Source organism: Bradyrhizobium sp. P2_E8, assembly GCF_056403875.1.
Genome location: NZ_JBFUES010000122.1, coordinates 1 through 11,843 on the forward strand (window position 1 = coordinate 1; position 11,843 = coordinate 11,843).

Below are 11,843 nucleotides of genomic sequence, written 5' to 3' on the forward strand. Positions count from 1 at the left end.
AGCTGGATCAGGAGCTCGTCGCCGGCGGCGTGACCGAGCGTATCGTTGACGTCCTTGAAATGGTCGACGTCGAGGAAGGCCAGCGCGACGTGGCTGCCGGTCGGACAGGCGTCGATCGCGGCGGAGATCAGGTGCCGCAGCTGCGCGCGGTTGGGCAGGCCGGTGAGGATGTCGTGATAGGCGAGCCGCGCGATCTCCGCGCGCGCCTCCTTGCGCTCGATCGCAAACGCGCCGAGGTTGACGCAGGCGTCGACGATGCGCCGGTGCCAGTTGCTCGGCGCGCGCGGTTCCCGGTAGTAGAAGGCGAAGGTGGCGATGACCCTTCCGTCCTTGGCCTTGACCGGGGTCGACCAGCAGGCGCGCAGGCCAATCCCGAGCGGCATCGCCTTGTAAGGCTGCCAGCGCGGATCGGTGTCGAGATCTTCAGCCAGGACCGGCTCGCCATAATAGGCAGCCGTTCCGCAGGAGCCGACATCGGGGCCGATCGCAACGCCGTCCAGTGCGCGGGAATAGTCCTCGGGCAGGCTCGGACCCCCGAGCGGGTGGATCAGGCCCGCGGCATCGACGTGAAGCAGCGAGCAGACGACGTCGGGCGCAATCTCCTCGACGCGGCGACACAGCCGGTCGGCGATCTCGGCGATCGGAACCTCGTCGGCCAGCGCGCTCATGATGAGCTGCTGGAGCGAGCGCAGCTGCTTGGTCTCGGTGATGTCCTCGAGCAGCGCGAAGATGTGCCTGACCCTGCCCTTCTTGTCGCGGAAGGCATCGATCCGGGCGCAGACCCAGATCTCCTCGCCGTCCTTGTCGTAGGCGAGCACCTCGGCCTCGCCGCGGCGGCCGCCATGCATCAAACGCTTGACGAATTTGGCGACGGCCTTGCGATCGGTGTGGCGGCCGGCGATGAGCGCGCCCGCGCGGCGCCCTTCGGCCTCCTCGCTGGTATAGCCGAACAGCGAAGTGAACGCCGAATTGACGTAGACGATGTTCTGCTCGGTGTCGGTGATGATCACCACGCGGTTGGTCTRGTCGGAAACGGCGTGGAGAAGCCCGATCCGCACACGGCGCTCGGCCTCCGCGGTGACGTCGCGGGCGAACACGATGTGATGGACCGCGCCATCGATGGTCGCGGAGGACAGCGTGATGGCCGCCTTGATGCGGCTGCCGTCGCGCCGCACGAGGCTGATCTCGTCGCGGAAATCCGTGACCGCATCGACCTGGAGGCATTTGAGGGTGAGAAGGCCGGCATCGCGACCGAGCACCTCGGTGCGCGCGAGCTTCCAGATCCGCTCCGCGGCGCTGTTGAAGTGCCTGATGCGCTGCGCGTCATCGACGATGACGACGCCATCGCCGGCGCGTTCGAGCGCAGCCAGCAGCAGTTCCGGAGTTTCTGTCGCAAGAGAATCGGAGGCAGACATCGTTGGACCCGGAGTGATCGGGAAGAAGCAGAAATCGATCGAGGCTAGCGCTTCGATGGTGTCCAAGATATTTTTGCAGTCCCGCCGCGTCCCGCCAAGACGCGGCATGCTTAACGGTCCGCGAAAGAGACGAAGGTAATCCGATGCGTGTGGAACCTACTCCGCGCGTGCGCCCTGGAGCTTGTGCAGCCGTCCGGCCACGGCCCGCACCTTGCCGGGCGACGCCCGCCATACCGACAGCGCCGACAATGCACTCACGACGATGGCGATGGCGAAGGCGAGCGTGTAATCGCCCGTGCGATCATGGAGAAAACCCGTGAGCCAGGGACCGGCCGCGCCGCCGGCCAGGGCCGCCAGCATGATCGTGCCGAAGATGCTGCCCTGGTGCTTGCCCTGGAAGATCTCGAACACCACCGCGCCCATGATCGAGGTGAGGCCGTAGCCGAGCGCGCCTTGCGCGAACACCATGAGATAGACGAGCCAGAGCGAAGGCTCGAACTTCAGCGCCATCAGTGCCGCGAAACAGATCGCAAAACCTGCGCAGCTGATGGCCCAGACCCATTCCCGTCCAATGCGGTCGGAAACATGGCCCAGCACGATCTGGCCGGGAATGCCGAGCAGGCTGACGATGCCAAGCGCCCACACCGCGACACCGGGGCTGAAGCCGATATCGAGCAGGAACTTGGTCTGGTGCACCTGCACCGCGTACCAGATGTACAGGCCGGAGAAATAGCCGACCGCGATCCACCAGAACCGCGCCGTCCCGACGGCGCGCTTGAGCGTCCACTCGGTGCCGACCCAGACGGGATCGACGATGTTGGAGACCGGCTTTGCGGCGCCGGCGGCCGGCGCGGCATCGCCATCCGGTCGAAGGCCGATATCCTCGGGGCGCTTGTGCAGGAACAGGTTGATCGGCGCCAGCACGATCAGGATGAGCAGACCCATCGCGGTGCAGGCCGTGCGCCAGCCGGTCTGTTCGATCATGTGCTGCACCCATGGCAGCAGCGTCACCGAGCCGATGCCGACGCCGGCGAAGGCGATGCCGATGGCGAAGCCGCGCTTGCGGATGAACCAGTTCGGCAGGAACAGCGACTGGCCGGAATAGCCGAGACAGACGCTGCCGGCGCCGACCATGACGCCGATGGTCACGTAGAGATGCCAGGGCTCGCTTGTGAGCGGAGCGAGCAGCAGCCCGCCGCCCATCAGCACGACGCCGAGCTCCATCACCGCGCGGGGACCGGCGCGGTCCATCAGGCGACCGATCAGCGGGCTGACCACGCCCGACACCACGAAGCCGAAGGAGAATGCGCCCGCCGTGATCCCGCGCTCCCAGCCGAATTCGGAGATGATCGGCGGAAAGAACAGCGAGAACGCGGTGCGTGCGTTGACGCCGATGGCCATGGTGACGAAGGTCACCGCGACCACGACCCAGCCGTAGAAGAACGGAAGCCGCATGTTGTGTTTATTTCATCCCTAGACGATCCTACCGACCATCCGGGGACGCCCGGGTCAAGCGCTTTTCGCGGATGCCCGTCCGGCGCAATCGCATTCGAGAGGACGCGGCTGGAGGATTTCTTGCGGCCCATCCTTCGAGACGCCCGCTCTGGCGGGCTCCTCAGGATGAGGACGGAGTGCGCGGTAGCAGGTTTGGCAAGCACCGATGCCGCTTAGCCTCATCCYGAGGAGACGAGCGCTCAGGCGGCGTCGAGTTGCGAAGGCCGGACGGACTCGTCGAATGCGATCTGGTCGACCGGCTGCGGACGCCCGAACAGATAGCCTTGCGCGAAATTGACGCCGAGCGCTTTCAGCCGCTCGAACTCCTCGCATGTCTCGACGCCCTCGGCGGTGACCGACATGTCCAGCCCGCGCGCCAGCGTCACGATCGAGGCGATGATGGCGGAACTGCGCGGCTGATGCGTCAGGTTGCGGATGAACGACTTGTCGATCTTGATCTTGTCGAACGGGAACGTGGTCAGATAGCTGAGCGACGAATAGCCGGTGCCGAAATCGTCGAGCGCGAGCTCGATGCCGATACTCTTCAGCCGCTCCATGAAAGCGAGGTTCTCGACGCCGCGTTCGAGCAGGACCGATTCCGTGATCTCGATCTCCAGCCGCTGCGGTGGCAGGCCGGAATCGGCGAGCGCCGCGCAGATCATCTCGAACAGCTCGGCCTCCTTGAACTGGATCGGCGACAAGTTCACCGCGACCGCAAGGCCGGAGGGCCAGCTGGCCGCATCCGCGCAGGCGCGCCGCAGCACGAATTCGCCGAGCGGCACGATCAGCCCGGTCTCCTCCGCCAGCGGAATGAACTGGTCCGGTGGGATCAGGCCGCGGCTCGGATGCCGCCAGCGCACCAGCGCCTCGAAGCCGCGCCGCTGGCCGCTGGCCGCATCGACGAACGGCTGGTAGTGCACCTCGAGCTGGCAGAGCGCGATGGCGTCGCGCAGGTCGCCTTCCAGCGTGCTGCGCGCCTCGAGCTCGGCCGACATCGCCTCGTCGTAGATGGTGAAGCAGTTGCGGCCCGCTGATTTCGAGCGATAGAGCGCAAGGTCGGCCTTCTTCAGCAACTGCTCCTGGTCGCTGCCATGGTCCGGCGCGATCGCAATGCCGATGCTGGTGCCGATCTCGACGCGATGTCCGGGCAGGAGGAACGGTTCGGCCACGAGCTTGGCGATCCGTCCCGCCAGCTCGGTGGAGCAGACGCGCTGGTCCTCGCAGCCCTCCTGGATGATGGCGAACTCGTCGCCGCCGAGTCGCGCCAAGACGTCGGTGGCGCGCAGCGCGGATTTCAGCCGCTGCGCCACCTGGCGCAGCAGCGCATCGCCGGCGCCGTGACCGAGCGAGTCGTTGACGTTCTTGAAGCGGTCGAGATCGAGCATCAGGATCGAGAAGGTCGAACCGCTGTCGTTGAGCTGGCCGTTGAGATCGTCGAGCCGGGCGAGGAAGAAGGCACGGTTCGGCAGGCCGGTCAGGATGTCGGTCTGGGCGAGCTCGAGCACCCGACGGTTCGCCAGCGACAGGCGCCGCGAATTGCGGCTTGCCAGCATGAGATAAGTCGACAGCGACAGCGTCAGCAGCATGCCGACGATGAGGACCGCGACCGCGCGATCGTAGGACGTCTCGAGCGCGCCGCCGGCCGTCGGCATGGCGCGCACCTGCCAGTCGGTGTCGCCGATCTTGAGACTGCCCGACCAGTGCAGGGCCCGCGCGACGTCCCGCATCGACTGCGGCGCCGTGGCGGCCGACGAATAATCCGGCAGGCTTTGTTCGAGGCTGACGATCTGTCCCGTGAAGGGCGGATAGACGTTGACGCTGACCGCGGGGCTTGCGCCGGTGGTCACGCGAATGGACTGGACCAGCACCGGCAGGTCGAACACGCCGACGACGAAGCCGGCCAGATTGCGGCGCCGGTCGGCGACCGTCTCGCGCGACGTCCCTTTGGCGTAGACGGGAATGGCCACGAGGACGTCGGGCAGCCGGCCGCCCTCCTTGGGTTCGAACAGGCGGGTGCGGAGGGCCGCGATCCGATCGTTGTCGCGCGCCCGCTCCAGGGCCGCACGACGTTCCGGGACGGTCGCGTAATCCATGCCGTAGACCTGCGAGGTCTTGGGCTGGGTCGAGTAGAACACCGGAAAATATTCGTCGCTCTGCGGCGCGACCGCGAAGGCATCACCCTGGAGCGACTTGATGCGATAGCCGGGCACGCCGTCCGTGATCGCGGCTGCCTCGTATTCGGCGCGCTCCTTGCGGTTGACGCGCGGCAGCCAGGCGATTCGCAGCATGCCGGGATGGCGCTCGAACAGACGGGTGCTGAAGGTCTCGAATTCGCTGCGGGTGATTTCGTCTTTGGTCGATTCGAACAGCGTGCGCAGCGCGACGAGCCTAGAGATATACTCGCTCATGCCGTTCTGCATGACGATCGCTTCGGTTTCGGCCGCGTTCTCGAACTCGAGCTTGTTGACGCGGTTTTCCCATCGCGCAACGGCGGCCGCGCCCGCGACCGAGAACAGCAGGCCGACGGCAACCGCGACCAGCGCAGGGCGATAGAGCCCGAGCAGCGGCGCGGCACGCCACCATCCGGTCATCCGTTTCCGATCCTGATCGTTCTGATCGCGACCGCCCATCTTGATCCGCAAGTCCCCATCGGCGCGGCGGCTCGAACTTCTGGTTGAGCCGCCGGAACCACTATCGGACAAGGATCGGGGTTAAGAACTGCAAAATTTCGGAACCCGGTCGTCCGGGATTGCGCGGCTTAGTTAACGATCGGCCTGCAAAGTTGCAGCAGACTGGCAGTAACTTGCCGGTTTTACCCGGAGTCTTACGGATCGTCGGCGCGGCGCCGGTTAGCGACCTGTTCAGCCCGCAGAACTATCGTTTCCGCAACGCGTCCTGCATCCGACAAGCACCCACATGACACGATCGCGCTCCGCGACATACCTCGCCTTGACCATCGCATTGCTGACCGCGGCAATGCTGCCCGCGAAGGGCGACGAGGTCGGCGTCAGCGACGATGCGATCCTGTTCGGCCAGGCGGCCGCGCTCGAAGGTCCCTCCTCCGCGCTCGGGCAGCGCATGCGGCAAGGCATCGTCGCGGCGTTCAACGAGATCAACGGCAAGGGCGGCGTCCATGGCCGCAAGCTCCAGCTCATCAGCCGCGACGACGGCTACGACCCCGATCGCTCGGTGGCGCAGACGCTGCAGCTGCTCGAGGACGACAGGGTGTTCGCGCTGATCGGCGCGGTGGGCACGCCGACCGCGATCGCGACGATCCCGATCACCAGCGCCAGGAACGTCCCCTTCATCGGTCCGTTCACCGGCGCCGAATTCCTGCGCGACCTCGAGCTTCCGAACGTCGTCAACATCCGCGCGAGCTACGGCGCGGAAGCCGAGGCATGGATCAAGCACCTCACCGAGGACCGCCGGTTCACCCGCATCGGCATCTTCTACCAGGATGATTCCTTCGGCCGCGACGGACTCGTCGGCGTGAAGCGCGCGCTTGCCAGGCGCGGCCTCGAGCTCGCCGCCGAAGGCACCTTCGAGCGCAACACCCGCGCCGTAGCCTCGGCTTGGCGAATGATCAAGCGCGCCGAACCCGAGGCCATCGTCATGGTCGGGACCTACGGTCCCTGCGCCGAGTTCATCAAGCTCGCACACCGCAGCGGCTCGTATCCGACCTTCGTCAACATCTCCTTCGTCGGCGCCAATGCGCTTGCCAGGGAGCTTGGCCCCGAGGGCGAAGGCGTCATCGTCTCGCAGGTCGTGCCGTTTCCCTGGGATCGCTCGCTCAAGCTCGTCGCCGACTACCAGGCGGCGCAGACGGCGTTCGACCCGACGCTGACACCGGACTTCGTGTCGCTTGAAGGCTATCTCTCCGGCCGCCTCGCTGCCGCAGCGCTGGAAAAGGCGGGACCGAAACCGACGCGCGCGAGCCTCCTGCGCGCCATCAACGACGTCGGCCGCTTCGACATCAGCGGCACCATCGTCACCATCGGCATGCGCATGATCGACGACCCGCCGAAGGTGTTCCTGACGGTGATCCAGAAGGACGGGACATTCAAGGCGGTGGACCGGCTGTAGGGCGTGCGGTCCTTGCTGCAGCTAGCGATCAGACTTCTTGCCGTTCGCCTGGCCGTAGGGAGGTTTGTTGTCGGGATCGAAGGTGAGGCTGGCGCAGGCGGTCAATGACAGGCCGATTACGATCGCGCACGCCGCCGCAGTCAGAAACTTCATGACTCAACCTGCTCAATGAACCATTGCCCGACAGGCACGGAACTTTGACGTCACGGGCCCGGAGGAGGTTCAAGGCAGGCGCGTGGTCAGGGACGGCGCGTCCAGCGCTCGGCGTTGACGGCGCCTGGCGGGACCTCGCCTTTGACGATCGCTTCCACCTGCCGCACGGTTTCCAGCGACTGGTATTCGATCGCCTGCGGCGTCAGCCCGCCGACATGCGGGGTGGCGATGACGTTGGGCAGCTTGGCCAGCTCCGGCGTCGGCATCTGGTCGGGCGCGCGGCCGACGTCCATTGCCGCACCGGCAATGCGGTTCTCGCGCAGCGCGCGTGCCAACGCCGCCTCGTCGACGAGATTGCCGCGCGACAGATTGATGAAAACGGCATGCTTCTGCATGCGCGCCAGTGCCGCCTCCCCGATCAGGTTCTCGGTCTCTGCGTTGGCGATCGCAAGGCAGACGACATAGTCCGATGCGGCGAGGAGCTCGTCGAGGCCTACCTGCCGGATGGCGCTGTCGCCGACGGTCGCAAAGGGATCGGCGACCAGCACCTCCATGCGCATCACCTTGGCGATCTCGGCGAGATAACGCCCGATGCTGCCATAGCCGATGATGCCGATGCGGCTCGCCGCGAGCTGGCGGCCCATCCGCGCCTCGGGTTTACGTCCGGCCTGGTAGTCCGCGGTCGTCCGCGACACGCCGCGGGAGAGATCGACCATGAAGCCGAGCGCGAGCTCGGCGACCGCCTGAACGAAGCCGGGGCCGGCGCGGGTCACCAGCACGCCCGYCTTCGAGGCCGCATCGACGTCGACGTTGCGGATATCGACGGCGCAGCGGACGAAGGCGCGCAGATTCGGCAATTGCGGAAAGATCTCGCCGCGTCCCTCGGTCATGCGATCGGCGACGATGATGTCAACGTCCCTGGCCGCACGGACGAGGCCGGCAGCATCGAGCGGCTGATCGCCCTCGTGCAGGATCACCTCGGCGGCCGCGCGCAGGCCGTTCAGGCTGCGATCGCCATAGTAATTCCGCCGCATCTCCGGCGTGTGGGCGAGCAGGACTTTCACAGCAAGACTCCTTCAGTAGCCGAATGCCCGCGGCAGCGCCGTCGAGAGCCATGGCACGAAGGCAATGACGAGCAGACACAGGAACAAGAGGCCAAGATACCCCATGATCGGCTTCACCGTCTGCTCGATCGGCACGTTGCCGATCAGGCAGGCGCCATAGAGTCCGAGCCCGAGCGGCGGTGCGAACAGGCCGATGCCCATCGCGATCACCAGCACGACGCCGAAATGCAGGGGATCGATGCCGAGCTGCACGGCCACCGGCAGGAGCAGCGGCCCGAAGATGATCAGCGCGGCCGCGCCTTCCAGCACCGAGCCCATCACGATCAGCACGGCGATCGCGAGCAGGATGAACAGCCAGACGCCTGAGGTCTTGGACAATCCGAGCATGAAGTCGCCGACCGCATGCGGCACCTGCTGCAAGGTCAGCGTGAACGCGAGCGACTGCGCGGCGGCGACGATGAACAGCACGAGCCCCGCGCGCGTTGCGGCCTGTACGAAACTGTGCGCGGCCGTTTTGAAACTGAGCTCGCGGAACACCAGGCTGCCGATGACGAGCGCATAGGCGACCGCGAAGGCCGAGATTTCGGTGGCCGTGGCAAAGCCGCTCTTGRAGCCGAAGAAAATCATGAAGATCAGGCCGAACGAGGCGATCGCGCCGCTCCACAGGCCCGACACCGGCATCTGCGGCGCGACGTCCTCGGCATCCGCCGGTCGCTTGCCGAAGATGATGGACACCGCGATCAGGACCAGCGCCATCAGCGCCGCCGGCAACAACCCTGCGACGAACAGGCCGCCGATCGACAGGTTCGCGACGAAGCCGAGGATGATCAGGTTGATGCAGGGCGGGATGGTCTCCGCCATCACCGCGGACGCCGCGAGCAGCGCCACCGCGCCGCCCGGATTCTGCTTCGAGCGGCGCGCCGCCGGGATCAGCACCGAGCCGACCGCGGCGACGTCAGCCATCTTCGAGCCTGAGATGCCGGAGAACAGCACCATCGAGGCCACCATCACGACGTTCAGCCCACCGCGCATACGGCCGACCCCACGCTGCAACAGCTCGATCAGGCGCACCGACATGCCGTTGGCTTCCATGAGGTAGCCGACGAGGATGAAGAAGGGGATCGCCAGCAGCACGAAATTGTCGATGCCGCGCGCCATCTGCTGGGCGAAGATCACGCCGGGCAGCGCGCCCTCGACCCAGATGAAGATCAGCGCGGCCAGCGCCAGCGCAAAGCCGATCGGCAATCCGCCGAACAGCGTCGCAAAGAAGCCGATCAGCATCAGAGTGCCCGCCGACGGCACCGACGACGGCGACAGATAATCCCAGACGAGATAGAGGCCGGTGACGACGACGATTGCGACGAGCCCCCTGGCGATGTCAGGAAACGGCCGGGCGCAGAGCTGGTCGATCGCGAACACCGTCATGAACAGCGCACCGATGCCCATCGGATAGAAGGTGAGTTCCAGCGGCAATCCTGATCCGGTGGTCTGGCCCGCCGTCAGCGAGCCGAGCTTGATGGCGTGATAGGCGACGTAGCCCGAGATCAGCACGACCAGCAGCGCGCTCGCGGCATCGACCAGCGCCCGCAACCTCGCCGGCAACAGGTCGCGGAAGAAGGACACGCCGACATTCTCGCCGCGCGCCAGCGCGCTCGCCGCGCCGAAGAAGGCCGAGCCGACCATCAATCCGCGCGCGACGTCGTCAGACCATTCGACCGGCGCATTGAAGCAGAAGCGCAGCAGCACCGACGCGCAAACGACCAGGAGATCGGCGGCAAGGAGAATGGCCGCGATCGCGTCGCTGAGGCGAAGCAGCTGGGTGATGCTCCCGTGGCGGCCGCCCGAGAGGGGCACGGCGGCTGTCATCGTCATCTCAAGCTTGCGTCGCGCGGATGATGTCGATCACGGCCTTGGATTCCGGCCGCGCCTTGATGAAGTTCTCGTGCTGCGGCGCGACGCGCTTCTTGAACGCCTCGCGGTCGCATTCGGCCACCGTCACGCCCTTCTCGGTCAAGGCCGCCAGCGCCTCCTTCTCGACCGCAAGCCCATGCGCACGCGTGTCGATTGCGGCCTTCTTCGCAGCATCGAGAAAGCCGTCGCGCAGCTTCGGGTCCATGCGGTTGTAGGTCATGTCGCTGAAGTAGATCGCAAGCGGCGAGAAATTGTGCTGCGTCAGCGCGTAGAATTTTGCCGTTTCGAAGAACTTGCTGGCCAGGATCGTCGGCGGATCGTGCTCCAGCCCGTCGAGCACGCCGGCCTGCAATGCCGTGTAGATTTCGCCGAACGCCAGCGGTGTCGCAGCGGCCCCCATCAGGCGCAGGCATTCCGTGATGACGGGATTTGGCAACGTCCGGATCTTGAGGCCCGCGAGATCCTCCGGCGTCTTCACCGGCTTCCTCGCCAGCACGCTGCGGGAGCCGAAATTGTAGGCCCAGGCGATGATGCGGATGTTGCTGCCCTTGAGCAGCGCGTCCTCGATCGGCTTGGCGGCGCCGGCGTCGAACGCCTTCGTCTGCTGCGGGAAACTCGAGAAGAGAAAGCCGAGGTCGAAGGTGCCGACCAGCGGCGTCAGATTGGCCGAGATCGACGAGCCCGACACCATGAGGTCGATGACGCCGAGCTTCACCGAATTGATGACGTCGATCTCCTGACCGAGCTGATTGTCCGGGAAGAAGGCGACTTCGACCTGCTCACCGAGGCCGTTCGCCTTCAGGTTCTTGACGAGGTTGTCGTAGTAGACGCGGCCGTTGGCGAATTTGGGATCGTTCGGCAGCGAGGAGGAGCATTTCAGCTTCAGCGTCGCAGCTTCAGCGCGGCCGATAATGGCGGGAGAGAGCACGAGGCCGGCGGTGACCGCCGCCGATGACTTGATGAACGCGCGACGGTTCACGGGCACGATGGTCATGGTGCGGTCTCTCCCGGTATTTTTTGTTCGCGGCCGCGATCGTTGCGTGCGGCCTTTGCTCGGACTGTATGGCCAAAGCGACGACACAGGCAAGGGTTGCGGCCGGGGTGCCGCGACGGCGCGAGAGACAGGCGCGTCGGCAGAGACCGCAGCGAAACGCCTGTGTTTATCGATGTTTTCGATGGTGCCGCACGGCAGCGACGAGGCCCGCCATGCAGCATTGACGCGGATCGATCCAATTCAGGTATGGATCGATGCCGAACGCAGATTGATCGGTGCGAAGCAGAACAAGCCGCGGGATATTGATCCCGCGGCTGTTGCGTTCGAGTGAATGCCGTGATCTCAGCGCGAATGCGCGCCGCTGAGCTGGCCGGTTGCCGCAGCGACATCGCGGGACGGACGCAGCGCGTAGGCGCCGTCGCCGAGCAGGGCCTGCGCCGCGAGCGCGATCGCCCAGAAGGCGGGATATTCCCAGCCGCCCTTCGGATTGGTGAAGAAGAAGCCGGCGGCGCCGTGCACGGTGAAGATCGCACCGAGCAGGATCGGGATGCCGGCCAGCGCCGCATAGCGGGTCCAGACGCCGAGGATCAGCGCGACGCCGCTGAGAACTTCCACCGTCATGATGACGTAGGCGAGTTCGGGCGGGAAGCCGAGGCTGCCGAAGAACTTTGCGGTCCCGGCCGGGGTGAAGACGAACAGCTTCAGGCCGGCGTGGGCGAGGAACAGCGC

General features: G+C 66.0%; 10 protein-coding genes. 2 read left to right on the forward strand and 8 right to left on the reverse strand.

Annotated elements, in window-relative coordinates; translation table 11 throughout:
• From AC1D00_RS09495 to AC1D00_RS09505, 3 genes are all read right to left on the reverse strand, one after another.
• A partial coding sequence (locus AC1D00_RS09495; RefSeq protein ID WP_477010492.1) for a PAS domain S-box protein occupies nt 1-1,415 on the reverse strand: 1,415 nt, incomplete at its 3' end.
• Nucleotides 1,416-1,571: 156 nt separating this feature from the next.
• Complete coding sequence (locus AC1D00_RS09500; RefSeq protein WP_477010493.1) at nt 1,572-2,870, reverse strand: MFS transporter; 1,299 nt, start codon at nt 2,868-2,870, stop codon at nt 1,572-1,574.
• A gap of 239 nt (nt 2,871-3,109) precedes the next feature.
• A complete protein-coding gene (locus AC1D00_RS09505; protein WP_477010494.1) occupies nt 3,110-5,500 on the reverse strand; it encodes a bifunctional diguanylate cyclase/phosphodiesterase in 2,391 nt (796 codons plus the stop codon).
• A gap of 325 nt (nt 5,501-5,825) precedes the next feature.
• Here AC1D00_RS09505 and AC1D00_RS09510 point away from each other — a divergent pair, with 325 nt between their 5' ends.
• A complete protein-coding gene (locus AC1D00_RS09510; RefSeq protein WP_477010495.1) occupies nt 5,826-6,992 on the forward strand; it encodes an ABC transporter substrate-binding protein in 1,167 nt (388 codons plus the stop codon).
• Between the two features lie 21 nt (nt 6,993-7,013).
• Here AC1D00_RS09510 and AC1D00_RS09515 read toward each other — a convergent pair whose 3' ends face one another.
• From AC1D00_RS09515 to AC1D00_RS09530, 4 genes are all read right to left on the reverse strand, one after another.
• Nucleotides 7,014-7,145 carry a hypothetical protein gene (locus AC1D00_RS09515; RefSeq protein WP_404553724.1) on the reverse strand — a complete coding sequence of 44 codons (132 nt, stop codon included), beginning with the start codon at nt 7,143-7,145 and terminating at the stop codon, nt 7,014-7,016.
• 86 nt (nt 7,146-7,231) lie between these two features.
• Nucleotides 7,232-8,209: a hydroxyacid dehydrogenase gene (locus AC1D00_RS09520; RefSeq protein WP_477010496.1), complete on the reverse strand. Its 978-nt coding sequence runs from the start codon at nt 8,207-8,209 to the stop codon at nt 7,232-7,234.
• A gap of 12 nt (nt 8,210-8,221) precedes the next feature.
• Nucleotides 8,222-10,075 (reverse strand): TRAP transporter large permease, encoded by a 1,854-nt coding sequence (locus AC1D00_RS09525; RefSeq protein ID WP_477010497.1) that lies wholly within the window; start codon nt 10,073-10,075, stop codon nt 8,222-8,224.
• Between the two features lie 7 nt (nt 10,076-10,082).
• Nucleotides 10,083-11,114 (reverse strand): TRAP transporter substrate-binding protein, encoded by a 1,032-nt coding sequence (locus AC1D00_RS09530; protein WP_027544715.1) that lies wholly within the window; start codon nt 11,112-11,114, stop codon nt 10,083-10,085.
• Here AC1D00_RS09530 and AC1D00_RS09535 point away from each other — a divergent pair.
• Complete coding sequence (locus AC1D00_RS09535) at nt 11,113-11,445, forward strand: hypothetical protein (protein ID WP_477010498.1); 333 nt, start codon at nt 11,113-11,115, stop codon at nt 11,443-11,445. The genes AC1D00_RS09530 and AC1D00_RS09535 overlap by 2 nt on opposite strands.
• 11 nt (nt 11,446-11,456) lie before the next feature.
• Here AC1D00_RS09535 and AC1D00_RS09540 read toward each other — a convergent pair whose 3' ends face one another.
• Nucleotides 11,457-11,840, reverse strand: coding sequence for a DoxX family protein (locus AC1D00_RS09540; protein WP_477010499.1), 384 nt, complete (start codon nt 11,838-11,840; stop codon nt 11,457-11,459).
• Nucleotides 11,841-11,843 lie beyond the last annotated feature (3 nt).

What these genes read in the sequence shown, in the direction of transcription:
- AC1D00_RS09500 (WP_477010493.1), bottom strand. Translation starts at nt 2,870, where the DNA reads ATGCGGCTTCCGTTCTTCTACGGCTGGGTCGTGGTCGCGGTGACCTTC.
- AC1D00_RS09505 (WP_477010494.1), bottom strand. Translation starts at nt 5,500, where the DNA reads ATGACCGGATGGTGGCGTGCCGCGCCGCTGCTCGGGCTCTATCGCCCT.
- AC1D00_RS09510 (WP_477010495.1), top strand. Translation starts at nt 5,826, where the DNA reads ATGACACGATCGCGCTCCGCGACATACCTCGCCTTGACCATCGCATTG.
- AC1D00_RS09515 (WP_404553724.1), bottom strand. Translation starts at nt 7,145, where the DNA reads ATGAAGTTTCTGACTGCGGCGGCGTGCGCGATCGTAATCGGCCTGTCA.
- AC1D00_RS09535 (WP_477010498.1), top strand. Translation starts at nt 11,113, where the DNA reads ATGGTGCGGTCTCTCCCGGTATTTTTTGTTCGCGGCCGCGATCGTTGC.
- AC1D00_RS09530 (WP_027544715.1), bottom strand. Translation starts at nt 11,114, where the DNA reads ATGACCATCGTGCCCGTGAACCGTCGCGCGTTCATCAAGTCATCGGCG.